Here is a 26612-nt window from a genome sequence, read left to right as displayed (position 1 = left end):
CTACATTGGCCAAGAAAAGCCCGGGATTGACAAAATTGGATTGACCCTCGGTTTTTGAGGAACGGAGATTGGTCAAAAACGAGTTTCGCTGCGTGAGGTTGATGCCGTTTAAACGAATGTTTTGCCGATGAAAGAAACTGTTCTCACCCCCGGCAAATTTGGGGAAATCAACCACGGCATCAAAACCCTTTCCGGTATCATCGCGCGGTTCGTCATCCCCGGTGGCAAAAAAGAAGGAAGTTTTCAGCCGATACCAGTCGCGGTCGTAGGAAAGTTCAAGGGCCGCCATCTGGGCGAAGATGTCGAGGTCACGGCTGGCAATGGGGTTGTTTTGATCGCGGCCGGTGACAAAATAAAAAGCGTGGGCGACATTAAAACGACCGATGTGGCCATCGGATGTCCAACCAAAATAGACCGCATCCAGGTCATGTTTTTTTGCGGCGCCTACGGGGTCCGGGCGGGTAAGCACACCGTTTTGATCAAAATGCTTTGTGGCCTGGTCATGGTTCCAGACAATGCTGAACTGGTTGGTCCATCCCGGTAAGTCGAAAAAATCCTGTTTGAACAAATTGACGACCAACACTTCCTGCCGACGGCGGTCGAGCATGTTAAGTTCACTGTTTGTATTTTTTTCAAGCAAATCAAAAAAAGCGGCATTCCATTGGTATTTGTTGTTCCCAAAATTTCCGAAAAGACGTCCACCCAAATTGGTGTCGGTGAATACAAAACCGCGCAAATCGCTGGTAAAGGGCTGAATGCCCCCACGCAGCGAAATAAAATCAAAGCGGTCACTTACATTTCCCAGATGATATTCGGCCAGGGCTTCCTGAAGGGCAAAATCAAATTCGTTGCGTACGGTACCACGAGCGACATTGGCATTGATCACCCCGCGTTCGCGTGCTTGGAGGCGATTGATGTTAAAGACGGGTGTTACACGTACTTCCCACTTGCGTGGTTCAAAGGCCGTGTTTCCCTTGTAGAGTTCCAGGGTAAAACGAAAATTCTGGTTGATGGAAGTGAGATTCCCATTCCCAAAAAACGAAAATCGGCCGGCCCCTGCCGCACTGGCCGCACTGGGGATGGGAAGCTTTCTGTGTTCAAAAAGGGTTTCACTTTGGGCGGTGAAAATAAAAAAGACGTCCTGCCCGATGATTGGAGTGTCTCCTTTCAATTTATTTTGGTTGTAAGGGTCAATGGTTTTGCCCTTCACATTCAATTCATGGGGCGGGGGTTTGATGTCCCAGCGATTTTTTAAAACTTCCCCTTTAACGGGGGAAGGGTCTATCCGTTTAGGTGGAGGGGCGGGGACTCGTTGGTGCAACACAGCCGCGTTTAAGTTTAATGACCCCAAACCGACAAGCAGAACCAAAACGAAAAACCTTGTTTTTGATTGATGTTTAAACCCCATGAGTGATATTTACGTCGTATACACTTCATGAAAAAAATTTCAAAGAAACTCTTTTTGATCCTGATGGTTTTTTCCGGTTGTGAAGCCAACAAAGGCATTCCACCCGATTTAACCATTGACGCACCGGCCACCCAATTTACAGCAGTTCAAGTAGAAAGTGTGGTACAGGCGGCGGCCCTGGCAATTGACGGCACGGCTCAAACTATTGCCGGTGTTGATCGTGCCGGCAATCCTTTGGCTGTTTTTGCAAAGCCGGCAGCAACAGCCCAAGCTCAAGAGTTGGCCCTTTCAGTGGCGCGTACGGCGGCTTTTTTCTCAAATGACCAGGCTCCGCTTTCAAGCCGTACGGTTGGATACATCAGTCGTGATCATTTTCCTCCCGGCATTGCCAACACAGCTTCCGGGGCCCTTTTTGGAATTGAACATACCAATCGGGGATGTTCCCTGAATGCTGTTTTTCTTGCGGGACAGGATATAACGCCTGCTACCACTGTGGCTGGAGCGTCTCCCGGTGTGGGCGTTACGGTAACTCCCGGAGGAGTGCCTCTTTATATTGATGGGCGTGTGGTCGGTGGGGTGGGGGTGGCTGGGGTGAGTGAAGCGGCAGCCGAATTTGCCGCATTTTCGGGTCTGGCTCTTTTTCCGCCAACGGTTGCCGAACCGGGGGTTATTTTTATTGATGGGATTGAACTTCCCTTTGTGAAGCAAACCTCTCGCCCGGCTGGTTTTGCAGCCGGTGCTTTTGTGGGAGCTTATACCGTGGCTCCCATTGCAGGGAGTGAACCCCCCACGGGCGATTTGGTGGCTATCATTGACAGCCCCACGGCCGATGACCCGAAGCTTTTGGCTGCCGATGTTGAAACTATTTTAGATGCCGCAGAAGCGGCTTCCAACCGGACGCGGGCGGCTATTCGTCTTCCATTGGGGCAAAGGGCCAAGATGGCCATGGCTGTGACCGACCTGGAAGGCAATATTCTGGGTTTGAGACGCATGCGCGATTCCACCGTTTTTAGCCTTGATGTGGCCGTGGCCAAGGCCCGTAATGTCACTTATTTTAGTGGGGCAGGAGTGGATGTTGCTGATCAAATTCCTGGGTTGCCTGCCGGAACAGCTTATACCAATCGTACCATCGGGTTTTCGTCCCAACCTTTTTTCCCTTCAGGCATTAACGATACAGATCCGGGCCCCTTGCGCGAATTATTTGAATTTGATGAAGCCAATCCTTGCACTCAGGGGCGCGAGCCCGCCAATGCCAACCAAAACGGCATTGTGTTTTTTCCGGGAAGTTCTCCTTTATATAAAGAAGATGGGGCAGGTAACCGTGTCCTCGTCGGAGGCTTGGGGGTTTCCGGTGATGGGGTGGAGCAAGATGATTATGTGACGGCCCAAGCCATTGATGGCTACCAAGCGCCCAGTGACATTCGTGCCGATCAATATGTGTTCGGGGATGTCAGATTGCCGTATTTTAAATTTCCACGGAACCCTGAGGAGTAAGGACCCCGTAACGCGGGGTCCCTACCATCTTATGACCTGGCCCTTCTACGTTCTTAATTTTGGTTATCTGCTTATTTTTATCGGCCTTGCCGTGCGTGACATTCTTTGGTTGCGCTGTATTTTGCTTGTTGGGCACATTTGTCAGGTGATTTATGCTGTCCCCAAGGGGGCCTATCCCACCGCTTTTTGGAACAGTCTTTTTAGTGTGGTCAATACGGTTCAGATTATTGCAGTGATTCGTGAGCGCACCAAGGTGCCCATTCCCAAAACGTTTGAAGATATTTACGAAAATATTTTTTCAAATTTGAGTACGCGTGAGTTTCTTTATTTTTGGAGCTTGGGAGAAATTTCAACTCGCCCTGCAGGGTTGTTTTTAAAAGAAGGGGACCAACCCCACGAGGTTTTTTTGCTGCTTTCAGGCGAGGCCCATGTTCAAAAGGCAAATCACGAAGTGGCTTTGCTTGAACGTGGCCATTTCATGGCGGAAATGAGTTTTTTAACCGATGGAAGGGCGTCGGCCGATATTGTGATCAACCACGAAATCGGGGTGATCGGCTGGCCGCACGAAAAATTGAACAATCTTAAAAAACTCAACCCCGCTCTCTACGTAAAAATCCAGGGAATTTTGGGAAGGGATGTGGCCAATAAGGCCAAAAAACTGGGGTGAACAAGTTTTTGTTCGCCAATCATTTTCATGTCTTAATTCATGTTGCTTTTGTTTTAAGAGCCCGTTAAAATCCAAGTTTCATCCCAAAAAGAAATGAAGGAGTCTTGCATGAAAAAAGGGTTGTTTGTGCTTATGATGCTTTTGTCTTTTTCGGCCAGGGCGGCAGGGCCGGAAGGAAGGGCAGAAGTTGTTTTTTCCAAAGGGTTGCTTGAATACAACGACTGGCAGTATGCTCGGGCTGCGGTTCTTTTTTCCGAGGCAGCCAGTCTTAACCCACGTCATCATGGGGCCGCTTATTTTGCGGGACTTTCCCATTACAATCTCAAAAATTCTTCCCAGGCCATTGGTTTTTTCAAAAAGGCTGCAGATTTGGTGCCTCAAGATCCGTCTTCTCATTTATTTCTGGGGCTTTCTTTATGGAAGGAAGGAAAAAAAGAAGAGGCCCGTTTTCAGTTTGAAACGGTGTTGAAATTGAAAGCTTCTTCCTCCGAAAAGGAAATTGCCCGCGGTTATTTGGAAACAAACAAATCCTCGTTGAAAAAAGAATCGGCACAGCCTGAAACAACCCGACCTTTTTTTGCCTATGCCAGTTTAACCACCTTGTTTGATTCCAATGTCACCCTTGAACCCAATGATTTAAGCTTGTCTAGCCTGCCTTCGGATAAAGATGACTGGGTGTGGGGTGTCGGTGTTGGAACCGGATATCATTTTGTGAACCGTGAAAAATATGGGCTGATGGTGGATGTTTCCCACAACCATTCCATTCATGCCGAGCTTGAAGATTTTAATTATGGAGTGACTCATGTGGGGTTAACAGAGCGCTTTACCCATGGTTCTTTTTGGGCCACACTTCCCCTGGTCTATGAAGCTTCGATGCTTGGTTCGGAAGGATATTTGCAAAGTTTTCAGTGGAACCCCAATTTGGGTTTGAAGCATGGAACCCACTTTATAAGTTTGTTCCGTCCCAGGGCACGTCGGGATGTTTTTTTGCAAGACACTTCCACGCAGGATCAAGACCGCGATGCCTGGGCTGTCGAAGGGAGTTTTTCGGAATATTTTATTTTAAACAAAAAGCAGTCGGCCTACATCATGACGGGGTACACTTTTGGGGCTAACCTGGCCGATGGGGATGATTGGGATTACCTCTCCCATACTTTGCAAGCGGTTGCGGCTTTTCCCCTGTTTTGGGATTTGGGGATACAGGGGGCAGCCAGTTATCTTTTGGACAAAAACTTTTTCAACACGGATTCTATTTTGGGTGAAGAGCGTAGTGATGATGCGTTTACGCTTACCGGTTCCCTTTATCGCAGGGTGGGGGCGTGGCTTACGGTGACGGGTTTTTATTCGTATACGTCTAACAGTTCGAATATTGATTACTTTGAATACAAAAAACATGTGGGTGGGTTAAGTTTGGGGTTCAGATACTAAAATCAGGTATTAAGGGGTTTTTTATGAAAAAAATTATCATTTTTTCTATGGTTGCTTTTCTTTTATCCCCTGTCTGTCATGGGGCGACTTCTGTGGGGCAAGTTGTTTTTGTGAAGGGAGAGGCCCAGGTGATAAGGCAGGGAGCCCAAAAGCCTTTGGCTCTTAAGTTTAACGATGAAATCTTTGCCTTGGATACTTTGATCACCCAAAAAGGAGAGCTTAAGGTTCTTTTTACCGATGAAACACTCTTGTCCTTGGGGGCCCATTCAAAACTTTTAGTCACAGAATATGTCTACAAACCAAAACAGTCTTTTAGAAATTCCCTGTTTAATATTGTGCAAGGAACCGTGCGTGCCATTGTCAGCAAAACAAGTGGTCAGCTGCAAACAAGCAAGGTGACTTTTGAAACTCCCACGGCTGTAGCAGGTATTCGTGGGACTGATTTGGGAATTTATGTTTTTAAAGCGGGAACCCAGTTTGTCTGTTTTAATGGAGCCTTTGATGCCTTCAACAAGAAAACCCCCGATCAAAAAGTTTTGGTGACAACGGGTCATTACACCGAAGTACGTAGCGCCTCACCGATAACTCCAACGACGATTACACCCGAGGTACAGAAACATTTTGAGGTTCATTTTGAGGGCACTTCGGCGGGAGATGTTATGGGGCAACCCGGTGGAGAAGGGGTTAGTGACAAAAAGGAGCAAGAAGAAGCAAAAGCATTGCAAACACAACCGGGGGCGCAGGAATCAGGGCAGACATCGGGAGATTCTGACAAGCAGGATCAAACAGGGACGGGGGATAGCACAGGGGCCACGGCCACGGGTCAAGGTTTAGACTCCAATGAGCCAGCCCCAGGATTGCCGGGAGGTACTGAAAATAACACGCCAGGAGATGATGTGGGAGGACCTGCCGGTGGAGGCCAGGGTGTAAGCCCTCCCCAACTGCTTCCGGGTGGAGTGAGTCAACCTCCTTCCGATGCTGCTGGAGGAAGTTCAGGCCCAGTGCAGGCTCCTGCGGCAGGGCCGGTAGAAGCTCCTGTCGATATTCCCATTCATTTTCCGGATAATGGGGGTGGACAGCCGCAGCAACAACCACCGCCACCGGCAAGGCTTCCGGGAAATAATTTACCCAATGATAATCCAAATCCTAACGGGCCCTAACCCCAAGGTTAGCGGGTTGGGTTCATTTTTTATGAAAAGAAATATTTTCTTTGTTTTTTTGAGCAGTGTCCTTGTTTTGTCCTTACTCCATTGTTCTTTTTCGGGTGATGCAAACCAAAAATCGCAGATGGAAGGATCTGTCTCTGTTTCGGTGCCAGCGGCCCTGCAGGTGGGGGCTCTTCTGATTGTTCCCCAAAGTATTAAGGTAAGCGTGGCGGCCGCTGACATGAATAGCATCCTCACTTCTTTTGACCCTGCCGATTTCCCTGAAGATAATAATGGAGTGATTACTGTTTCGCTGGATGTCCCTGTGGGGGATAACAGGATTTTTGTCGTTGAAGTAGAAGGCCAGGACGAGGGACGTGGTTACAGGGGTACGGCCACAGCAAACGTGCCTGAGGGCGGGGCCTCTGTTCAAATTGACACTTCGTTTCTTAACTTTTTTAGGGATGATGCAGCCGATATTTTTCCGAATGGGGCCCAGGACTTGACGGATGTCGATTGGTCGGGAACCGAGAATGCCGGGAGTAAAACCTATGATATTTTTATTGCTTTTTCGAACGCGCAAAACCCCGAAGGGACACAGGTCCTGATGTTTTTTGACAAGGATGCCAATACCCAAACAGGAAGCGGCGATTTTTTGAATAACCCCCTTGATGGGCTTCAAGATCCTCTTGATTTCGGAGCTGAAACTTTTTTGAAAGTGCTTCTCAATGGGGACCAAAATCCACTGACAAGTGATGTGCAATTTTTGGATGCCGTGACAGGCGATCTCTTTGCCTTTAATAATGGGGATGCTTCGGGGACAGCCACATGGGATGCGGGGTTGGATCTCCTTACGATCACCTTAAACGAACCGGCGGCTGATGAATTGCTGGGGGATAGGGGATTTTTTAATGTTTTAGTCGGGGATCATAACCCCAATACGGGGGGCATTATTGCGGCTGATTTTGCCCTGGATTCAAATACCGCTATTTATGATTTGAAATCTTTTTTTAATGAAGGACCTCTGGATGAATAAAACAACACTTCGTTTTTGGGGAGTGCGTGGGTCGATTCCTTCCCCAGGCCCCCAAACAGCTCAGATAGGGGGGAATACATCCTGTCTTGAAGTTTTGTGTGGAAAGACGCGCCTTATTTTTGATGCCGGCACGGGCATTAGGCTTTTGGGGCAAAAAATCATGGCCGAAGGGGGAAAGAAAACGCTTCATCTTTTTTTGTCGCACTATCATCTTGACCATGTCATTGGGATTCCCTTTTTCACTCCGCTCTATCAAAAAGATGTGCGTCTTAATATTTATGGCCCCAAAGGCTATGTTCGTAGTGTGGATGAAATTTTGGGGCATCTTTTTTCCTCCGAGTTTTTTCCGGTTCCGCTTACCGATGTGGCTTCGCGCATCACTTACTATCCTGTTGGCAGTGACACCATTTTGGTCAAACCCTTTGTGGTCCGTTCCTTTTATGTGAATCATCCCGGGAAAACCCTGGGATATGTGGCCGAAATTTCAGGAAAGAGACTGGCCTATCTGCCCGACCACGAAAGCATTCACAAATTTTGTCATCTTTCCCGTTCTTTAAAGAAATTTTACAGCTCGGCCCTGATTGAAAATCTTTATGGAGCCGATATTTTGGTGCATGATGCCCAATTTACAGACAAAGATTATCCCACTTATTGTGGATGGGGACATTCGTCATGGGATGATGCCCTTGATTTAGCCATCAAGGCCCATATTAAAACGCTGGTGTTTTTTCATCATGCTCCCCAAAATACCGATGTTTTTTTGAAAAAGAATTTTGCGGTGTTTTGCAAAAAACTGCGCTCAAAAAAAATAAAGATCATTCTGGCGCATGAAGGTATGCACCTATCCTTATAGGCACCTCTAGAAACTCGAGTTCATGGTTCGACCACCGCGTAGCGGGGTCCCGTGTGCGGGAGAACCTCACCATGTCCGGGTAGGGGCAATTCATGAATTGCCCCTACAAAAATGGACACCCTGAGGCTCTCGAAGGGTGACTCTGCAATGAAAAAAATCTGTCTGGCCCTTATTCCCTTCCTTCTTTTCTCCTTTTCTTTTCTTTCTGAATGGTCCGCTATAGACTGGTTGGAACTCAAATCCGTCGACTGGCGTTTTAATTTACGGGGTCAACAGGTTTCACAAGGCAATATTGTTGTTGTGGCCATTGACGAAAAAAGTCTTGGCCGTGAAGGCCGCTGGCCATGGGCCCGTAGCCGAATGGCCAGTCTTGTTGATCGCATTACCGAAGGGAACCCCGCTGTGGTGGGCATGGATATTATTTTTGCCGAAAAATCGGATGAAGATGATGTTTTGGCCGCCAGTCTTGAAAAAAGCGGGAAAGTGGTTTTGGGATATTATTTTTATAACAATCAGGAAGAAATTGAAAAAGCGGCCCTTACTCCTTTTGTGATGGAACAAAGTTTTCAGGCCATTGCTGATATAGCGCTTCCCCAACATGCGGGGTTTCAGACTTCGTTGCACACGATGAGCGGGGTTGTTTCCAATTTACCTTCCATTGCAAGCCATGCCGCTTCGCAGGGGTTTTTCAATACCCTGCCGGATCGTGACGGCATGATCCGTCACACCCCCCTTATTGTAAGATACCGGGATGAAAATTTTGCCTCGCTTTCCCTGAAGCTTTTTTCAAAATATCAGGAAGATTTTGATCCCATTGCCATCCGTGACGCCAAGGGCGTTTTGGAAGGAATCAGTCTTAAGGATTATTTCATTCCCACCAATGAGTTGGGGGAACTTTGGGTGAATTATCGGGGGGAGGGGGCCTATAATATTTATTCAGCAACCGATGTTTTAAACAAAAAAGTGCCCCCCTCCGTTTTCAATAATAAAATTGTCCTGATAGGGGCTACGGCCGTGGGTATTTATGATCTGCGCGTGACCCCCTTTTCACCGGTGACTCCCGGGGTGTTTGTCCAAGCCGACACGGTTGAAACTCTGCTAACGCAAAATTTTTTGCACCTAAATATTACAACAAAAATACTTTCTCTTATGGCCCTGGCTGTGATTGCTCTTTTGACTTATTTTTTTTCAACCCGCAGTTCCCTTATGACAGGCATGCTGTTGAGTGTTTTGTTGCTTGTTGGGTATGCAAGTCTGGTCTATTTTTCATTTTTGAAAGGATATATCCTGGCTTTTGTTCATCCCATCATGGAGGGGGGAGTTATTCTTTTTGGCATAACGGCCTATCGAAGCTTGACCGAAGAAAAAGAAAAAAAGAAAATCCGGAAGATTTTCCAGTCTTATTTGCACCCCGACGTGATTGAGGAAATTGTAAAAGACCCTTCGCGATTAAAATTGGGAGGGGAGAAGGCTTTTTGCTCCGTGTTGTTTTGTGATGTACGGAATTTTACCGCCATTTCTGAAAAATTATCCCCCGATGTTTTGGTGGCCATGATGAACGATTATTTTGATCCTGTCACCCGTGATATTATCATGCTTGGGGGTTATATCGACAAGTTGATCGGTGATGCCATCATGGTTGTTTTTGGAGTGCCCCGTTCCATTGAAGACCATGCTCTCATCGCCTGCCAAGCGGCACTCGCCATTCAAAAAAGGGCCGCGCAGCTTGAACCTGTTTTCAGGGAAAAATATGGGGTTGAATCTTTCAAGGTGGGGGTGGGGATTCACACCGGCGATGTGATTGTGGGCAATATGGGTTCATCCCAAAGATTAAATTACACAGTGATGGGCGATACGGTGAATCTGGCTTCGCGCCTTGAAACGGCCTCGAAGGATTTAAAATCTTCTGTTGTTATAAGTGAAAGCACCTTTAGGGCGGCAGAGAAAAAAATCGATGCAACATTTTTAAATGAGATTTATGTCAAGGGTAAGGAAGAAAAAATACGTGTGTATGGATTGCAAGGGTTGAAATAATTTGTTGGCGGACGGGAATTTTATTTATTTGTACATCTTAAATGGTTCGACGGAGCTCACCATGTCCAAGTAGGTGGACACGCTGAGACTGTCGAAGGGTTTATACAAGGAGGCGTTATGGCTGGTGATGAATTGAATGCAATTTTAGCGGAACGGATTGATTACGGCCCTAGTTTGGCCGTTTTGCGTATCATTCCCAACGGCTGGGAAGTCCCTAATTTCAAACCAGGGCAATACACCACCTTGGGCGTTTTAGGTTCCACCCCGCGTTGTTCCGGTTCGGACCCCGATAAAACCCCCATTGCTGATCCGACCAAACTTCTTAAAAGGGCTTACTCGATTGCTTCGGCCCCCCATGAAAAAAATTATGTGGAGTTTAACATTGCCCTTGTCAAAGGAGGTCTTTTCACTCCGCGTTTGTGGAATTTAAAAGTTGGAGATCCCTTGTTTTTGGGGCCTAAAATCACGGGGACATTTACAATGGACCCGGTTCCCAAGGATAAAAACATTGTTTTCATTGGAACGGGCACGGGTCTTGGGCCTTTTATGAGCATGATTTACGGAAATATCGAAACCTTGGGATCACGTAAATTTGCTGTGCTTCATGGTGTGCGTACGTCACAGGAACTTTGTTATCGGGGGGAGCTTGCCGCTTTGGCGCGAATGAGTTCAAACTTTGCCTATCTTCCCATCATCAGCCGTCCCCATGAAGACAAGGCCCCGTGGAAGGGTGTGACGGGGCATGTTCAAAAATTGTGGGAGTTAGGGGCGCTTAAAGATGCGTGGAAAACAGATATCACTCCTGACAATACCTATTTCTTTTTGTGCGGCAGCCCCAACATGATCAAAGACACCACCGAGCTTTTGGCCAAGGCCGGTTTTAAGGAGCACACCCATAAGGTTCCTGGCCAAGTGCATGTGGAAAAATATTGGACGTGATGGATTTTCTACGTAGGGACAATCCTAGGATTGTCCCTACAAACTCCCCAACACAATCCCCACAAAAATAAGTCCCGCACTCAAATAAAAATGTCCTTGGGGTAAGTCCCCAAGCATGGTGTAGGCAAGAATGGTGGCTATGACGGGTTGAAGATAAACAAAAATGGCCGCATGGGAAGCCTCTACTCGCTTAAGAGCCCAAATATTGGCGTAATAAGTGACGATGCTTTGGAACGTAATCAGATAAAGCATGTAAAGCCATAGTTTGGGGGGCAAGTGAAGAATGGTTGAAAGAGGAAGGCTCCACCCCGCATACCAACCCGTACCCACAACACTTAACAATGAAATCCAAGTCAACGCTAACATCGGCGAAAAGCTTTCAAGGGTTTGCTTGGCAAAAATAAGAAACAAAGAATACGAAGTGGCATTGATCAACACAAACAAATCCCCTTTTAAAAAAGGGTTGAAAACACCGATATTTTGCACCTGAAGCAAAATACCCACACCGACCAGGCCGCAGGCAATGCCCAGGCATTCCAGTGGCTGGATTTTCTCCTTTCCAAACAACCAGGCCAAGAGAATGGTTTGAAGTGGGATGGTGGCATTGATAATGGCCGCATGGCCAGAGGTAGAACGATAAAGTCCTTCCACAAAACAAATCTGATTTAAGGTAATTCCTAAAAAAGCAGCCAGGACGAGCCCGCCAAATTGTTTCAAAGTGATGGGATGGGAAAACAAGGCCTTTCCCTGAAAGACCAACAGAATCAGGCTTGAAGAAAGGACGCGAACAAAAACCCACTGTGCTGGTGTAAGGTAGTGCACAATGGTTTTGACCAAGGGGTATCCGATACCAAACAATGAATTAACAAGAACAAGGGCAAGAATGGTTTTCATTTAGTCGCGTATTATGATTTTTTTGAACCCCCAAGGCAAGGAGGAGATGGCTTTGCTTGTTTCCCTTTTTGATTCCATTCAAGCACCGTGTAGGTTCCCATGGTGAGAGCATGAATGGGGTTACCCATGAATTCTTTAAGAAGCTCATTTATTTTCCTTTGTCTTTGTACAAAAGAAAGATTGTTGAATTGGTCCGAAACGATGACGATTTTGAAATGGGTTTCAGAATTTTTGGGGACGGAGTGCTGATGACTTTCATTGATCACTTCTAAATAAATGGGGACAAGGCTTTTTTGAAGAAGTGATTCGATGTGGCTTTGAATGGGCATGATTTTTACTACTGAATATTTTCACGATTGTCGAACCTAGAAAAGGCTGTTAAAAACATTTTTTTAGGAGGTTGACATGGCATCGCATAATGAACAAGTCCAAAAAGAATTGAGTCATCATCTGGTTGTATTTAATAAAAAAGAAATTCGTCGACTCTTGCATAAAAACGAGTGGTGGTTCTCGATTATTGATGTGATTGAGGTTCTTACCGATAGCCAACGTCCACGTAAATATTGGGCGGATTTGAAGAAAAAACTCATTGAAAACGAGGGTTTTGGTGAGTTGTCCGAAAAAATCGGACAACTGAAATTAGAGTCTTCGGATGGGAAAAAATATGAAACTGATTGTGCCAATACAGAAACTTTATTTCGTATCATCCAATCCATTCCCTCTCCTAAAGCAGAACCTTTTAAACGATGGTTGGCGAAGGTCGGTTACGAACGCATTCAAGAAATTGAAGACCCCGAATTAGCTTCCAAAAGAATGAGAGCCTTGTATCGGGCGAAGGGTTATCCAGATAGTTGGATAGAAAGAAGGGTTCGTGGCATAGCTATTCGCGGTGAGCTGACTGATGAATGGCAAAAACGGAATGTTGGAAGTGATAAAGAATATGCCATTTTGACCGCCGAAATTTCAAAGGCGACTTTTGGGATTACGCCATCGGAATATAAAAACATCAAAGGTCTAAAGCGTGAAAATTTGCGTGACCATATGAATGATCTGGAGTTGATTTTTACCATGTTAGGGGAAGCCTCCACGACAGAAATTGCCCGTGGCAAGGATGCTCAAGGATTTGGTCAGAACAAAATTGCCGCTCGAGAAGGTGGCCACATTGCTGGGGATGCCAGAAAAGCATTGGAAACTAAAACAGGAAAAAGCGTGGTGACGGATGAGAATTTTTTGGTGTTTGAGGAGAATGGAAAAAAATTGAAATGAGTCATCTTATAAATGGAGAGTGATGGTTTGACCACCGCTACGCGGTGATCAAAGGGTCACTCGGTATTTATGAGGCTGATTCTAGCTATTGGCGTATGAAAAATAGTGACAAGTTTAAATCGGTTATTTGTAATGCTTACTTCAGGCCTATCTTTTACTTATTTGAAAAATTACTAGAAAAATCTATTCAAAAATCTCCAGCTTTAAGTGGTCCTATTGAAAATCCATTTGCTGCTTCGATAGTTGTTTTATTAGTTGTTTGTTTAGAATCTTTTTTAACATCCCTTAAGAGCAAGGGGAAAATTTATGAACGTATACAGAAACAATATTCTAAATTTAAAAATACTGAAAAATTAAAGGAAATTTTTGTTTTAAGAGATCTTATTGTTCATAATCACATTTGGGATATAGAATTTAACCAAGAAAATATGGCTCTTATCAGCGTGCAGCTTGAAGAAGGTTTTGGTGATCCAAAATTTAAAGAATGTATCGATAGGCAAACAAAAAAAACAAAACTTTTAGGATTACATATAATTCCAACAAGTGTGGATAGAGATGATGCCTGTATTGTTTTAAAAACTGTAATACAGTCTCTTCTGTTTCTAGAAGAGAAATCGAAACGCAAATTGGTGTATATTTCTGATCAACATTATTGTTTCAGAGGCAAACTTAAAACAATTAATACGATTATGCAGGAAATTATTGTTTAATTATTTCTGCGAATAATCGTACACGCCGCGGCCGGTTTTGCGGCCTAGCCAGCCTGATTCTACATATTTGCGGAGGAGCGGGCAGGGACGGTATTTACTGTCTCCAAAATCACGATGCAATACTTCCATGGCCGAAAGGGCGACATCCAACCCGACAAAATCACCCAGGGTGAGTGGGCCCATGGGATGGTTGGCACCCAGTTGCATGACGGTATCAATGGTTTTGGCATCGGCTAAGCCTTCCTGAAGGACATAAAAGGCTTCGTTGATTAAGGGCAAAAGCAGACGATTGACGGCAAAGCCGGCGGAATCCTTGATATCGGCCGGCGTTTTCCCCAACGCTTCGGCAGTGGCAAAAACGGCTTTAAAGGTCTCATCGCTTGTTTGAAGCCCGCGAATGACTTCAACAAGTTTCATGACGGGCACCGGGTTGAAAAAATGCATGCCGATAAATTTTTGCGGTCGTCCACTGGACGCTGCAAGCAAGGTGATTGAAATGGAAGAAGTATTGCTGGCAAAAATGGCTTCTGGCTTGACGATGGTATTTAATTCGGCAAAAAGTTTTCGTTTTGGTTCAGCATTTTCTGTAATGGCTTCAATGATCAGATCGCAGTCTTTAAATTCGGCAAGGTTCGTGGCTACAGTGATTTTCTTTTTGGCACTTTCAACTGCATCGGCGGTCAATTTGCCTTTTTCAACCAGTTTACCGTAGGATTTTTCAACATTGGCAATGCCTTTTTTGGTACGTTCGGGGGTGGCGTCTGTGACAGTGACTTCAAAACCACTGAGGGCCGCAACTTGAGTAATTCCTTGTCCCATGGTGCCAGTTCCGATAATGCCGATTTTTTTGATTTGCATAGTGTCTCCTTGAAAAGATGATTTTTTTTGTAAGAAACGAAACGATGCCTGTCTTTAGCGGGCTGGAGAGGGATATGTCAAACAATTATTTGGCAAACACATGAACCCGTGTGAGCATGATGTAAACATTTTTTCCCGAATGAAATTCACTTTGTTCTGAAATACCCAAGGGGACATGAGCCAAAAGGGAGATTCCCCCCTCTATTTCGATTTTCACTTCCTCCATGGACCCCAAAAACTGGACGGAAACAATTTTTCCCGGCCATCCGCCCTGTTCCCGCTTGGAAGTAATGTAAACATCGTTGGGTCTGAAAAGGACATGCACTTTGGTGCCAGTGGGAAGATGCACGGCTTTAAACCGGAAAGGGCCCCAGGCCACAGTTCCTTCATGAACCACTCCCTCGATGGCATTGCTTTCCCCCACAAAGCTGGCCACAAATTCGGTGGCCGGTTTGTTAAAAATGGCATGCGGTGTGGCATCTTGTTCAATTTGCCCCTTGTTTACGACTAAAATACGATCGGAAAGTTCCAGGGCCTCATCTTGATCGTGGGTGACCATCAGGGAAGTAAGCTGAATGCGGTCGTGCAATTTTCTAAGCCAGGTTCGCAGTTCTTTACGCAGCTGGGCATCAAGGGCCCCAAAAGGTTCGTCTAAAAGCAATAGCCCGGGTTCGGGAGCCAGGGCGCGCGCTAGGGCCACACGCTGGCGTTGACCGCCGGAAAGCTGGTTTGGCATTCTTTTTTCCAAGCCTGATAATCCCACCAGATGCAAAAGTTGTTTGGCTTTTTCTTCCCTTTCATTTTTGGGAACATTGCGCACTTGCAGACCAAAGGCCACATTTTCCAGAATGGTCATGTGGCGAAACAGGGCGTAGTGTTGGAAAACAAAACCCACTTTTCTTTCCTGGACGGGAACATGGGTGACTTGTTCACCATTAATTTCAATGTGGCCCTCATCGGGAGATTCAAGCCCGGCAATGCACCGCAGAATGGTTGATTTGCCGGAGCCCGAAGGCCCAAGCAGGGTGACAAATTCACCGTCGTTGACTGACAAGCTGACATTATTGACGGCCACGTAATGGTTGAATTTCTTGTTTAAGTTTTTAACCTGAATGCTCATGCCAGATCTCCTTTTTTCTCGGTCACCGTTTTAAGCACAAGAGTCACCAAAGCCATTAAGGCCAGAATGGAAGCCATCGCGAAGGCGCCGATGAAATTATATTCGTTGTATAAAATTTCCACATGCAGGGGGACGGTGTTGGTTAATCCACGGATGTGTCCTGAGACGACCGAAACAGCCCCAAATTCCCCCATGGCGCGGGCGTTCAATAAAATAATGCCATAGATTAATCCCCATTTGATGTTGGGAAGGGTTATCAGAAAAAAAGTTTTTAATCCATTAGCCCCCAAGGTGAGGGCGGCTTCTTCTTCTTCGGTTCCTTGGGCCTGCATGAGCGGGATGAGTTCGCGTGCCACATAGGGGAAGGTAACAAACAGGGTGGCCAGCACAATGGCAGGAACAGCAAATAAAATCTGGATGTCATGTTGGGCAAGAGTTGGCCCCAACAGTCCTTGGGCTCCAAAAATGAGGACGAAAATCAAACCCGAAATGACAGGAGAAACCGACAAGGGAAGATCGATCAAAGTGATCAGAAGTCTTTTTCCTACAAAATCAAATTTGGCAATCGCCCAAGAAGCCACCACACCAAAGAAAACATTCAAGGGGAGGGAAATCCCCACGGCAATCAGAGTTAGTTTGATGGCGGCCAGTGCATCGGTTTCGACAATGGAGGCCAAATAAAGTTTGAAGCCCCCCTGAAGGGCGTTTAAGAAAATGGCCGCCAAAGGCACAATAAGGAATAAGGCAAAAAAGATAACGGCCAAACAAATAAGAAACCGTCTTACGCCTTTTGATTCTGTGCACCATGGTTTTAATTTTTGTGACATATGAACTTTTCATCCCACCCTTCGACTCTCCGCCGTAAGGCGGATCGCTCAGGGTTGATCCGTTTTTTTATTTCGGCCCCAAGGGGCCGAAATAAAAAACGAATCAATTTTCCACCTGCTTGGATTGGCTCCACCATTGCAAAATATTAATCGTCAGCAACAGAATAAAGGATACGCCCAGCATGAAAAGGGCAATGGCGGTCGCCCCTGTGTAATCATATTGTTCCAGCTTGGACACAATCAGAAGCGGGGCAATTTCTGTTTTCATGGGCAAATTCCCCGAAATAAAAACAACCGATCCGTATTCCCCAATGGCCCTGGCAAAAGCCAGGGTAAACCCCGTAATTAAGGAAGGAAATATCACGGGCAAAAGAATCTTGAAAAAAGTCTGGATGCGGGTGGCTCCCAGGCATACAGCGGCTTCTTCCACGGCTGTATCCAGGTCTTCCAAGACGGGCTGCACTGTTCTGACCACAAAGGGAAGCCCGATAAATGTAAGCGCAAGAATAATCCCCAGAGGAGTGAAAGCGACTTTAATTCCCAGAGGAGCTAAAATTTTTCCCATGAACCCATTTTGTGAATAAAGGCTTGTTAAAGTGATTCCCGCCACCGCTGTGGGAAGCGCAAAGGGAAGATCAACAAAAGCATCCATGATTTTTTTCCCCGGGAAATCATAGCGCACCAAAACCCAGGCCAGAAGGAGCCCGACAATGGCGTTAATGCCGGCAGACGCCAGGGCCGTAAAAAAACTCAAGCGGCAGGCCGCGGCAATTCTTGGAGATAAAATAATGTCCCAAAAGCCGTTCCACCCGAGTGTGGATGTTTTTAAAAAAAGCATGGAAAGGGGAATAAGAACCAGCAGGCTTAAGTAGAAGAGAGTAAAGCCCATGGTGGTTCCAAAACCAGGAAGCACGCTTTTTTCTTTGAGTAGTTTCATTGATTGGGACTCTACCTCCCCTTACCCCTCCTTATCACCGCATAGCGGGATTCCGTTTGCGGAACAAAGGAGGGGAGTTTTCTCTCCCCCAGATGATTCATCATTACGGCACATAAATCTGGTCAAAAACACCGCTGTCGGCAAAGTGGGCCTCTTGGACTTTTTTCCATCCCCCAAAATTTCCGTCAATGGTTAAAAGTTCCATCTTGGGAAATTGGTTTGCATACTTTGCTGCAATAGCTGCCAGGCGGGGGCGATAATAATGCTTGGCCGCAATTTCCTGACCTTCAGGCGTATAGAAATATTCCAGATAAGCCTTGGCAACTTCTGTGGTGTTGTGCTTGGCCGCATTTTTGTCGACTACTGTCACGGAAGGTTCAGCCAAAATGGAAATGGAAGGGAAGACGATCTCAAATTTTTCCTTGCCCAATTCATTCATGGCCAGAAAAGCCTCGTTTTCCCAGGCAATCAGCACATCCCCAATACCGCGTTCGACAAAGGTTGTCGTTGAACCACGCGCACCAGAATCGAGAACCGGCACATTTTTGTAAAGAGCTTTGATGAATTCTTTGGCCTTGGTTTCATCCCCATTATTTTGTTTTAAGGCATAGCCCCATGCCGCCAAATAATTCCAACGAGCACCGCCGGAGGTTTTGGGGTTGGGTGTAATGACAGAAACATCCGGTTTCACCAGATCAAGCCAGTCTTTAATTCCCTTGGGATTTCCCTTTTTCACCAAAAAAACAATGGTTGAAGTGTAGGGTGCGCTGTTAAAGGGCAAGCGACTTTGCCAATTGGCGGGAAGAAGCCCCGACTTTTCAGCGATGGCGTCGATATCATAGGCCAAAGCCAATGTGACGATATCAGCCTCCAAGCCATCAATAACAGAACGAGCTTGTTTTCCGGACCCGCCGTGGGATTGTTTGATAAAAACAGTGTTTCCCGTTTTAGTTTTCCAAAATTCCTGAAATAACGAGTTTAAATCGACATAGAATTCGCGCGTCGGGTCATAGGAAACATTGAGTAGTTTTATTTTATCGGGTTGAGCGCTTGTGCATTGGGAAAAGACAATCAATACCAATAAAGCGGCGATCAATTTAATAACGGGTTTCATAATTAATAATCGAACTCCTAAAAGGCCCTATAAGGGGATTTTGTCAAAAAGGCAAATTGAACCAATAAAAATTACACCAACGGGCAGGCAATGAAATGGTCTTTGGTGCGTGGGACTAAAGCGGGGATGTTTTCCTTGCACGAAGGTTTGGCTAGGGGGCAACGGGTATGGAAAACACATCCTGAAGGGGGCGTAATGGGAGACGGAACATCGCCATGGAGGAGGATCCGTTTTTTCTTTACGTGCGGGTTAGCAATGGGCACGGCTGATAAAAGGGAGAGGGTGTAGGGATGTTTTGCTTTTTCTATGTCTTTTGCAGAAAAAATTTCGACCACTTTTCCCAAATACATGACGGCAATGCGGTTTGAAATGTGTTCAACCACTTTAAGGTCGTGCGCAATAAAGATCATCGATAGTTTCAGCTTTTGCTGAAGATCGGAAAGAAGATTGATGATTTGGGCCTGGATGGAAACATCCAGGGCGGAGACGGGTTCATCGGCAATCAAGAAAGTCGGGTTGACACTTAAGGACCGCGCAATTCCCACGCGTTGGCGTTGTCCTCCGGAAAATTCATGAGGGAATTTATTGAAAACATCCGCATTCAACCCAACCATTTCCAAAAGTTCCACAACCCGGTCGCGTCTTTCTTTTTTGGGAACAATGTTGTGGACGGTAATGGGTTCCAAAATGGCATTGCCCACCGTCATGCGGGGATTGAGGGAGGCATAGGGGTCTTGAAAGACAATTTGCATGCGCTTTCTTAGAGGCCGCATTTCTTTTACTGAAAAGGGAGTGATGTCTTTTTCTTCAAAAAAGATGTGCCCGGAATCGGGTTCAACAAGTTTTAAAATGGTACGTCCCAGAGTAGATTTGCCGCAGCCCGATTCACCCACCAAGCCCAAAACTTCTCCCTGGTTTAATGAAAGACTCACCTCGCTAACGGCATGGACATACCCCTTGGATTTTCCCCAAAAACCACCCTTGACGGGAAATTTTTTGACCAGATTTTTTATTTCGAGAATGGGGGACATATTTTTGTTCATGTAGGGGTCGGGTTTCCCGACCCAGGGAGGGACCCTGTACCATACGGTATAGGGCGGGGAGACCCCGCCCCTACATCAATTAATCGGATGAAAACACCGATACCGGTGGCCGTTTCCAAAAAAACCCGGTTCGTTTAATCGGCAATCGTCCAAGGCCCGGCTACAACGTTCCTGGAAAGCACATCCCTTGGGTAGCTTGGCCAAACTGGGCACATTCCCAGGAATGGCTTTTAATCTTTTTTCCCCTTTGGCTTGCAAACTGGGAATGGAATCCATGAGTCCCCGTGTATAAGGGTGTTTGGGGTTATCAAAAATTTCTTCCACACTTCCTTCCTCGATGATTTTGCCGGCATACATCACGCAAACATGGCTGGCTTTTTCAGCGACAATACCCAGATCGTGGGTGATAAGCAAAAGGGACATTTTTGTTTTTTTGATCAGTTCCTCCATTAATTCCAGAATCTGGGCCTGAATCGTCACATCAAGGGCCGTGGTGGGTTCATCCGCAATCAAAAAAGTGGGGTTGCACGAAAGGGCCATGGCAATCATCACCCGTTGGCGCATCCCACCGCTTAATTGGTGGGGGTAGTCATCGATGCGGGTGGAAGGATTGGGAATGCCCACCAGTTTAAGCATGTCAATTGTTTTCGCCCGCGCTTCTTTTTTTGAAAGCTTTTGATGCAGCATGACGGCCTCACCAATTTGGTCGCCCACGGTAAAAACGGGGTTAAGGCTTGTCATGGGTTCCTGAAAAATCATGGCAATGCGATTGCCGCGGATTTTTCTCAATTCTTTTTCAGGAATTCTTAAAAGATTAACGGGGGAATCGGTGTTGTCGTAAAATAAAATTTCTCCACCGACAATTTTGGCCGGAGGAACGGGAATCAACCGAAGAATGGAAAGAGCCGTCATGCTCTTGCCGCAACCCGATTCGCCCACCAAGGCCACGACCTTGCCCTTGGGAATGGTTAGAGAAACGTCATTGACGGCTTTTAAAGTCCCTTCAGCGGTATCCAGATAGGTTCGCAGGTTTTTGATTTCGAGAAGGGGTTTCATATTTTTCTGAAAAAATCCCCCTTCATCCCCCTTTGTTAAAGGGGGAAAGAGGGGGATTTTCAAAATCTTCCCAAGTTAAACACAAGCAATTCTTTTCATCAAATAAACTTTACGTTTTCATTTTCGGATCGATGGCATTTCTTAACCCTTCTCCCACCAGATTAAGGGAAGTAATCGTTAAAAAGATGGCCAAGCCGGGATAGAGGGTGAGCCACCAGGCAATGTCGATGTAATCGTGCGACTGGGACAAAATATCTCCCCAACTAGGGGTGGGGGGTTGCACGCCAAAACCCAAAAATGAAAGGGATGATTCAACCAGCACAGCAGAAGCCATTCCAAAAGTGGCGGCCACCATGGCCGGGGCCAGGGCATTGGGCAGAAGATGGTTGAAAATAATTCGTCCGGATGAAAAGCCCAAGGCCTGGGCTGTGGTTGCAAAGTCAAGGGGGCGCAGTCTTAAAAATTCGCCACGGACAAGTCTTGCAATGCCTGTCCAACTGGTCAACCCGATAATCACCATGATGTTAAAAAGACTGGGGCCAATAAAGGCAATCACGGCCAAAATCAGAAAAAATGTGGGAAAGCACATGATGATTTCGATGATTCGGGAAATAATCATGTCAAATTTGCCGCCATAAAAACCACAAAGGGCCCCGATAATGGTGCCGATGATCACATAAATACCCACAGCCACAAACCCGACAGAAAGTGAAATACGCGAGCCATGAATCATGCGGGAGGCCACATCCCGCCCCTGATCATCGGTTCCCAAGGGGTGTTCTTTGTTGGGGGCCTCAAGGGGGATGTCTAAATTGTATTCTGTGGGGGAATAGGGGATGGGGGGGAAGATGATTTTTTGTAAGGGAAGTTCGTCCCTTTGTAAGGGCAATTCATGAATTGCCCTTACTTTTATAAAGTCGACATCTCTTAACGCCGATTTCTTATAAAAAAATTTGAAAGGAGCCACTTGAGTAAGTACAGGGAAATAAGTTTTATTTTCCATCTTAAGATAGAGGGGCACGTTGCCGGCCAAGAAGGGCGCAAAGACGGCTATAAAAAACATGGCCACAACAAAAACCAAACCAATCCGGTTTAATTTTGATTGCCAGTATTGTTTTAAAACGAGTTTTATTGCAGAGTTTTTTGTCATGTTTGTAGGGGCAATTCATGAATTGCCCTTACGGTTGTTTACCCCTCACAAATAACATCCCACAGTACTTTAAGGCCAAATAAAAATCCATCCACGGGAATTCGTTCGTTGTGCCCGTGAAAAAGTTCCGAAAAATTTAAGGCCGGGGGCAGTTTTACGGGAACAAAACCATAGCATTTGATCCCCAGTTTTTTATAAAACGCGGCGTCGGTAAAACCCGGATTCATGTAAGGAATAGGGGTCGCCCCGGGATCGTGTTTTATAAGGGTTTGTTGCAAAGTTTTATAGAACGCATTTTCATGTTCCACCTCGGAGCCTTCATGTTCGGATAATCTTTCCAATTCAAAGCCCGGCCCAAGGATTTTTTGAACTTCTTCCAAAAAGGAAGTGATTGTTTGCCCTGGGATAAGTCTTCCATCCACATCTAGGCTTGCTTCCGAGGGGATCACATTTATTTTTTGCCCCGATTTAAAAATGGTTGGGGATGCCGTGTTATGAAAGAGGGCATGGAAAGCAGCCCGTTTTTTAGCATCCTTTATAAAAAATTTCAGAATGAGTGAATTCCAGAAGGAGGAACTTAATTTTTTAAGGATGATGTTTTGGGGGAATGAAATTTTTTGGGCGATTTGACGGATAAATTGGGCGGGGACATCGTGTTTGTGAAAACAGAGGCTTTTTTTTGAAAGATTGAAAGCGGCATAACCCAATTGGGGAAGCGCCTGATTGTTGTGGGGAATGGAGCCATGTCCCGGGTCGCCTTTTTTGTGGATGCGAAACCAACACAAACCTTTTTCGGCGACTCCAATAGGATAAAAAGTGTGACCATCCACATAAAGACTAAAAGCTCCCACTTCGTTTAAGGCATATTCGGCATCCAAAAGTTCAGGTTTATTTTCAACCAACCATTTTGATCCCCATCGACAGCCTGCTTCTTCATCACAAACGGCCACAAACAATAAATCGCGCGGTAATTTTATTTTTTGCTGACAAACTTCAACAAACAGGGCCAGGCTCATGGCGGTCATTTGCTTCATGTCGATGGCGCCCCTTCCCCAGATGAATCCATCTTTTAGTTCCCCCGAAAAAGGAGGCAGATTCCATCCGGAATTCTCGGCAGGGACGACATCGACATGCGATGTCAGCATTAAAGGACGCTTGGTGCCACTTCCCCGAATGCGTGCGACAAGATTGGCTCGCCCAGGGGTTGGTTCAAAAATCTGGTGGGGAATGCCGGCCTCCTCTAAAATTTTTGAGATATAACGAATGGCTTCCAGTTCGTTACCGGGCGGGTTGGTGGTGTTAATGCGGATAAGATTTTGTAAATGGGTGAGGGCGGTTTTTTCGAGGGTAGTCCAATTTGTGGTCATACCATATTATGGTCACCGAGCGGAGTCGAGGTGCCCGTCCCTTCGACCCCTCGACTCCGCTCGGTGACCACTCCGTTCAGGGGCCCCATTATTTACTCCAAATATTTCGAGACATTTTCAGCGATATGAAAAGCCGATCGCGTTGAAAGCGCCATAATGGTTTCAGACGGATTGACCCCGATGGATGTGGGAAATACCGAGGCATCGGCGACAAACAATCCGCGCAGTTCGTGATGTTCACCATACTGGTTGACGACCGAACGGCTGGCATCGTGCCCCATTTGGCATGTGCCCATCATGTGCACCGTCATTAACTCAAGATCAACCGGGCTAAAACGATATTCATAAATTTTTCGTAGATCATCAATGGTGTGCAATTCCTGCAACCCGCGAAGGGGGAGATAAACCCTTTTGGCTCCGGCTGCAAAATACACTTCTGATAAAAGGGCAATGGATCGAAGCGCCAGGTGAAAATCCTGCTGGTTTAACTGGTAGGTGGCCAGTGTTTGATCAAAGGGAAGGTTGTGAACGCGCCCCCGGGAGGTGTCTTCGATAAGGGCCGCACCAAAAATGCAGTGGTTATAAATTTCCTTCACGGTGCTCAGATAGTTTTTCCCGTAATGGGGAAACGCCAGGGCCATGATGGGAAGGGGAATAAAATTAACGGCCATGATGATCCCTTCACCCATGAATTCAGTGATCTGATAAGCCTGATTGACACCCTTCCATCCATAAATGGGGTCATCAAAAACGCCAATGACCTTTGTGTTGGGGTGCATGAAAAGATTTCCGCCGGTAAGACGCTTCTTGTCGTGAATTCCGCTGCGCAGCAGAAGGGCCGGGGTTTGTATGGCACCGCAACTGGCAACCACAACTTTTGAGCGGATGCGCACATGGGCTTTTGTTTTTCCGGTAGTGGGGTCAATAATGACGCCCTTGACCCCTGTTACATAGTGGCCACTTTTTTTAATTTTTCTGACACGGCAATTAGCGATGAGTCTCCCGCCTTTTTTCAAAAATAAGGGGATATAAGAAACCAGGGTTGATTGTTTGGCCCCCGTGGGGCAACCCGTTAAGCATTGGTTGGTGCCTACACAGGCTTGATGGCTGCGGATATTGGCCCTGACCTCGTATCCAAGCTTGATGGCGCCTTTTTTCAAGGTTTCGGAATCTTTGTTCATCGATTCAGAAAGTACCGGTTTGGCTGAAATGATTTCTTCAACCCGGCTGAAGAAATAATCCATCCTCTTGGGTGTGAGATCGGCCAACCCGTTTTCCCATTGCCATCGTTTTAAAATTTTGTCCGGAGTTCTCCAGCATATTCCCCCGTTGATCGTGGTGGATCCCCCTACGGTGCGCCCTTCGGCGTAAGAAATATTGGGTTTGCCAATGGTGAAAGTGGAACCCCCTTCCCGATAAAGTTTGATAAGGCTTTCGATGGTGTCGGAGTTCCGAAAATCTTTTGTTTGATAATAAGAACCTTCTTCCAGCAAAATGACACTCAAGCCTGCCTCCTGCAGTTCTTTGGCCATGGGGGCCCCGCCGGCTCCAGAGCCAATCACACACACATCGCAGGTTTCATCGATGTTTTTAACGATCTTGTCGTAGGTGAGTATCAAACTATACCTCCATGCTAGACATGAGCTGTTCGTGTTGCTTGATTTTTTCGTGGATGTGCTCTTCTGGAGCATAACCAACATATTCCCAAATGCGTTTATCCATCATGGCCGCAGCCATGATCATGCCGCGCACCCCGTTTAAAAATTCCCTTAACTGATTGACCCGGCTATGGTTCCATTTGTCTATGTATTTAAGCTGAAGATTGAAATTCAGATTTGAAAAACGAATAAGTCCAAAGCCAAAGAAAAAAGGCCCCCATTCAAAAAATTTGAGTAAAATGAGTAATCCGTATCTTAAAAGAGGAGACAGGGCCAAAATGTAACGGGCTAAAATGTGGTTGATCGATCTTTCAATGCCATCCAAATTAAGATCAGGGGGTGGGGGGATAAAGTGTTGTAAGAGAACCGAAAAAAGCTTTTGAACATCTTTGGGCAGTGATTTTTCTGGATGCACTTTTATAGTGTATTTCAATTTTTAATGAGTACGTTAGTGCTCATTAAAAGTTTACTTAAATGAAAGATGAACCAACCATAACATTCGAACTAAAGACGGTCAAGATTTCCATTGGAATTTTAAGGGCTTATGTATTTAATCAGGATGGGTCAGGGCTGTTCCCAAAAAAATATCTTTTCTCCTTGTAAGTTTAAAGATGAATATATAGTGCATAGGCACTTCAAAAATGGGTGAGGGATGGAATTTTGAATATGCTTACAGAGAAAATCAAAGAACTCATTTCAACCGACGCTCTTCAAATGGCCGACAAATTAACCAAGGGCGAAAAAAAAGCCAAGGTCATTGCGATTTGTTCCCAAAAAGGGGGAGTGGGAAAAACAACCACGGCGGTTAATCTGGCTTCCGCCTTAAGTCAACTTCATCACAAAAAAGTTCTCATCGTCGATTTGGATCCGCAGGGGCATGTTGAAAAATCGTTGGGGTCGCTCATTCCTGATGGAATGGAATACACCCCCATGTCAGCTACTCTTTTGGCCAAAAAAGGGAATATCATTGATTCAGTCATCCAGACTGAGCTGGAATTATTGTCCATTACTCCGGGGGATCGGGCCCTTTATGAAACGGAAGGGGCGCTTGCCAGCAAAATTGGCCGGGAATTCATTTTGGCCACTGCCCTGAAAGTGGCCAGAACACGTTTTGATTTTATCATTCTTGATTGCCCGCCCAATTTGGGGAATTTAACCATCAATGCCCTGTGTGCCGCGGAATACCTTGTGATCCCCTGTGAAATGTCGGTGTTGGCTTTTGAAGGAGTGACGGATCTGCTTGATACGTTAGATACGGTGAATGAGCGGCTTAACAAGAATTTGAAAGTGTTAGGAGTTGTGTTCACCCGCGTGGATGGCCGCAATATCACCATGAATGACTTGGTGGAAGAAAATCTGAAAAATTATTTCCAAGGCAGTATTTTCAAGGCCCGCATTGCTGTCAATACCGACTTAAACAAGGCCCAGTTAGATGGACGTTCCATTTTTGATTTTGCCCCGTCTTCTTCCGGAGCCCAGAATTATTCGACACTGGCCAACGAAGTCCTCAAACGCATTCACAAACAACAAGCAGAAAATTGAAGTGTTAAAGAAGATTCATCACAAACCACTAGTGTCCGGTTAACTTAAACCGGATTCGTTTAAAGG

24 protein-coding genes and 1 pseudogene (1 of these 25 running past the window's edge) are annotated in these 26612 nt (G+C 46.0%); 11 read left to right on the top strand and 14 right to left on the bottom strand.

Going from position 1 to position 26612, the window contains the following annotated elements; translation table 11 throughout:
* A pseudogene (locus tag A2048_03960) lies at positions 1-1408 on the bottom strand (hypothetical protein); it reaches 281 nt to the left of the window's first position.
* A 27-nt stretch (positions 1409-1435) separates the two neighbouring features.
* Between A2048_03960 and A2048_03955 the strand changes: the two are divergent.
* From A2048_03955 to A2048_03920, 8 genes are all read left to right on the top strand, one after another.
* Positions 1436-2902: a hypothetical protein gene (locus A2048_03955; protein ID OGP09661.1), complete on the top strand. Its 1467-nt coding sequence runs from the start codon at positions 1436-1438 to the stop codon at positions 2900-2902.
* A 31-nt stretch (positions 2903-2933) separates the two neighbouring features.
* Positions 2934-3569: a hypothetical protein gene (locus A2048_03950; GenBank protein OGP09660.1), complete on the top strand. Its 636-nt coding sequence runs from the start codon at positions 2934-2936 to the stop codon at positions 3567-3569.
* A gap of 108 nt (positions 3570-3677) precedes the next feature.
* The gene (locus tag A2048_03945; protein ID OGP09659.1) at positions 3678-4997 is read left to right on the top strand and encodes a hypothetical protein; all 1320 of its coding nucleotides are present in this window, start codon (positions 3678-3680) and stop codon (positions 4995-4997) included.
* A 23-nt stretch (positions 4998-5020) separates the two neighbouring features.
* The gene (locus A2048_03940) at positions 5021-6157 is read left to right on the top strand and encodes a hypothetical protein (protein ID OGP09658.1); all 1137 of its coding nucleotides are present in this window, start codon (positions 5021-5023) and stop codon (positions 6155-6157) included.
* 31 nt (positions 6158-6188) lie between these two features.
* Positions 6189-7178, top strand: coding sequence for a hypothetical protein (locus tag A2048_03935; protein ID OGP09657.1), 990 nt, complete (start codon positions 6189-6191; stop codon positions 7176-7178).
* Positions 7171-8031 (top strand): hypothetical protein, encoded by an 861-nt coding sequence (locus A2048_03930; GenBank protein OGP09656.1) that lies wholly within the window; start codon positions 7171-7173, stop codon positions 8029-8031. The genes A2048_03935 and A2048_03930 overlap by 8 nt, the downstream gene beginning before the upstream one ends.
* 147 nt (positions 8032-8178) lie before the next feature.
* Positions 8179-10065 (top strand): hypothetical protein, encoded by a 1887-nt coding sequence (locus tag A2048_03925; GenBank protein OGP09655.1) that lies wholly within the window; start codon positions 8179-8181, stop codon positions 10063-10065.
* A 117-nt stretch (positions 10066-10182) separates the two neighbouring features.
* The gene (locus A2048_03920; protein ID OGP09654.1) at positions 10183-11004 is read left to right on the top strand and encodes a hypothetical protein; all 822 of its coding nucleotides are present in this window, start codon (positions 10183-10185) and stop codon (positions 11002-11004) included.
* A gap of 36 nt (positions 11005-11040) precedes the next feature.
* Here A2048_03920 and A2048_03915 read toward each other — a convergent pair whose 3' ends face one another.
* Together A2048_03915 and A2048_03910 are read right to left on the bottom strand one after the other, a co-directional pair.
* A complete protein-coding gene (locus A2048_03915) occupies positions 11041-11898 on the bottom strand; it encodes a hypothetical protein (protein OGP09653.1) in 858 nt (285 codons plus the stop codon).
* Between the two features lie 11 nt (positions 11899-11909).
* Entirely contained in the window at positions 11910-12227 is a 318-nt protein-coding gene (locus A2048_03910) for a transcriptional regulator BolA (protein ID OGP09652.1), read from the bottom strand.
* 76 nt (positions 12228-12303) lie between these two features.
* On the opposite strand from A2048_03910, the gene A2048_03905 reads away from it, so the two are divergent.
* Positions 12304-13164 (top strand): phage antirepressor protein, encoded by an 861-nt coding sequence (locus tag A2048_03905; protein OGP09651.1) that lies wholly within the window; start codon positions 12304-12306, stop codon positions 13162-13164.
* A gap of 95 nt (positions 13165-13259) precedes the next feature.
* Positions 13260-13874, top strand: a complete 615-nt coding sequence (locus A2048_03900) for a hypothetical protein (protein OGP09650.1) — start codon at positions 13260-13262, stop codon at positions 13872-13874.
* Here the strand turns inward: A2048_03900 and A2048_03895 are convergent, their stop codons facing one another.
* The 11 genes from A2048_03895 to A2048_03845 form a co-directional block, all read right to left on the bottom strand.
* Positions 13875-14732, bottom strand: a complete 858-nt coding sequence (locus A2048_03895) for a 3-hydroxybutyryl-CoA dehydrogenase (protein OGP09649.1) — start codon at positions 14730-14732, stop codon at positions 13875-13877.
* Positions 14733-14817: 85 nt separating this feature from the next.
* A complete protein-coding gene (locus A2048_03890; GenBank protein OGP09648.1) occupies positions 14818-15852 on the bottom strand; it encodes a hypothetical protein in 1035 nt (344 codons plus the stop codon).
* On the bottom strand, positions 15849-16679 hold the full coding sequence (locus A2048_03885; GenBank protein OGP09647.1) for a sulfate ABC transporter permease subunit CysW: 831 nt from the start codon (positions 16677-16679) through the stop codon (positions 15849-15851). The genes A2048_03890 and A2048_03885 overlap by 4 nt, the downstream gene beginning before the upstream one ends.
* A gap of 103 nt (positions 16680-16782) precedes the next feature.
* Positions 16783-17616 (bottom strand): sulfate ABC transporter permease subunit CysT, encoded by an 834-nt coding sequence (locus A2048_03880; protein OGP09646.1) that lies wholly within the window; start codon positions 17614-17616, stop codon positions 16783-16785.
* Positions 17617-17719: 103 nt separating this feature from the next.
* A complete protein-coding gene (locus A2048_03875) occupies positions 17720-18730 on the bottom strand; it encodes an ABC transporter permease (protein OGP09645.1) in 1011 nt (336 codons plus the stop codon).
* 71 nt (positions 18731-18801) lie between these two features.
* Positions 18802-19773, bottom strand: coding sequence for a peptide ABC transporter ATP-binding protein (locus tag A2048_03870; GenBank protein ID OGP09644.1), 972 nt, complete (start codon positions 19771-19773; stop codon positions 18802-18804).
* 75 nt (positions 19774-19848) lie between these two features.
* Complete coding sequence (locus tag A2048_03865; protein OGP09683.1) at positions 19849-20829, bottom strand: peptide ABC transporter ATP-binding protein; 981 nt, start codon at positions 20827-20829, stop codon at positions 19849-19851.
* 109 nt (positions 20830-20938) lie between these two features.
* A complete protein-coding gene (locus A2048_03860) occupies positions 20939-21682 on the bottom strand; it encodes a peptide ABC transporter permease (GenBank protein ID OGP09682.1) in 744 nt (247 codons plus the stop codon).
* 335 nt (positions 21683-22017) lie between these two features.
* The gene (locus A2048_03855) at positions 22018-23346 is read right to left on the bottom strand and encodes a hypothetical protein (protein ID OGP09643.1); all 1329 of its coding nucleotides are present in this window, start codon (positions 23344-23346) and stop codon (positions 22018-22020) included.
* A 92-nt stretch (positions 23347-23438) separates the two neighbouring features.
* Positions 23439-24965, bottom strand: a complete 1527-nt coding sequence (locus A2048_03850) for a hypothetical protein (protein ID OGP09642.1) — start codon at positions 24963-24965, stop codon at positions 23439-23441.
* Between the two features lies 1 nt (position 24966).
* Positions 24967-25419 carry a hypothetical protein gene (locus A2048_03845; GenBank protein OGP09641.1) on the bottom strand — a complete coding sequence of 151 codons (453 nt, stop codon included), beginning with the start codon at positions 25417-25419 and terminating at the stop codon, positions 24967-24969.
* Between the two features lie 299 nt (positions 25420-25718).
* Between A2048_03845 and A2048_03840 the strand changes: the two genes are divergently transcribed.
* Positions 25719-26546, top strand: a complete 828-nt coding sequence (locus A2048_03840) for a hypothetical protein (protein OGP09681.1) — start codon at positions 25719-25721, stop codon at positions 26544-26546.
* The last annotated feature ends 66 nt before the right edge of the window (positions 26547-26612 follow it).

Source organism: Deltaproteobacteria bacterium GWA2_45_12, assembly GCA_001797365.1.
GTDB lineage: Bacteria > UBA10199 > UBA10199 > UBA10199 > UBA10199 > UBA10199.
Note: the sequence above shows the minus strand (reverse complement) of the source record. Positions and strands in the feature narration are given on the sequence as shown.

Bases quoted from the DNA above. Each gene is read 5' to 3' on its own strand.
- A2048_03855 (OGP09643.1), bottom strand. From the start codon at position 23,346: ATGACCACAAATTGGACTACCCTCGAAAAAACCGCCCTCACCCATTTA.
- A2048_03840 (OGP09681.1), top strand. From the start codon at position 25,719: ATGGCCGACAAATTAACCAAGGGCGAAAAAAAAGCCAAGGTCATTGCG.
- A2048_03910 (OGP09652.1), bottom strand. From the start codon at position 12,227: ATGCCCATTCAAAGCCACATCGAATCACTTCTTCAAAAAAGCCTTGTC.
- A2048_03930 (OGP09656.1), top strand. From the start codon at position 7,171: ATGAATAAAACAACACTTCGTTTTTGGGGAGTGCGTGGGTCGATTCCT.
- A2048_03955 (OGP09661.1), top strand. From the start codon at position 1,436: ATGAAAAAAATTTCAAAGAAACTCTTTTTGATCCTGATGGTTTTTTCC.
- A2048_03890 (OGP09648.1), bottom strand. From the start codon at position 15,852: ATGAGCATTCAGGTTAAAAACTTAAACAAGAAATTCAACCATTACGTG.
- A2048_03875 (OGP09645.1), bottom strand. From the start codon at position 18,730: ATGAAACCCGTTATTAAATTGATCGCCGCTTTATTGGTATTGATTGTC.
- A2048_03895 (OGP09649.1), bottom strand. From the start codon at position 14,732: ATGCAAATCAAAAAAATCGGCATTATCGGAACTGGCACCATGGGACAA.
- A2048_03870 (OGP09644.1), bottom strand. From the start codon at position 19,773: ATGAACAAAAATATGTCCCCCATTCTCGAAATAAAAAATCTGGTCAAA.
- A2048_03885 (OGP09647.1), bottom strand. From the start codon at position 16,679: ATGTCACAAAAATTAAAACCATGGTGCACAGAATCAAAAGGCGTAAGA.
- A2048_03865 (OGP09683.1), bottom strand. From the start codon at position 20,829: ATGAAACCCCTTCTCGAAATCAAAAACCTGCGAACCTATCTGGATACC.
- A2048_03935 (OGP09657.1), top strand. From the start codon at position 6,189: ATGAAAAGAAATATTTTCTTTGTTTTTTTGAGCAGTGTCCTTGTTTTG.
- A2048_03950 (OGP09660.1), top strand. From the start codon at position 2,934: ATGACCTGGCCCTTCTACGTTCTTAATTTTGGTTATCTGCTTATTTTT.
- A2048_03900 (OGP09650.1), top strand. From the start codon at position 13,260: ATGAAAAATAGTGACAAGTTTAAATCGGTTATTTGTAATGCTTACTTC.
- A2048_03940 (OGP09658.1), top strand. From the start codon at position 5,021: ATGAAAAAAATTATCATTTTTTCTATGGTTGCTTTTCTTTTATCCCCT.
- A2048_03945 (OGP09659.1), top strand. From the start codon at position 3,678: ATGAAAAAAGGGTTGTTTGTGCTTATGATGCTTTTGTCTTTTTCGGCC.
- A2048_03905 (OGP09651.1), top strand. From the start codon at position 12,304: ATGGCATCGCATAATGAACAAGTCCAAAAAGAATTGAGTCATCATCTG.
- A2048_03880 (OGP09646.1), bottom strand. From the start codon at position 17,616: ATGAAACTACTCAAAGAAAAAAGCGTGCTTCCTGGTTTTGGAACCACC.
- A2048_03920 (OGP09654.1), top strand. From the start codon at position 10,183: ATGGCTGGTGATGAATTGAATGCAATTTTAGCGGAACGGATTGATTAC.
- A2048_03925 (OGP09655.1), top strand. From the start codon at position 8,179: ATGAAAAAAATCTGTCTGGCCCTTATTCCCTTCCTTCTTTTCTCCTTT.
- A2048_03915 (OGP09653.1), bottom strand. From the start codon at position 11,898: ATGAAAACCATTCTTGCCCTTGTTCTTGTTAATTCATTGTTTGGTATC.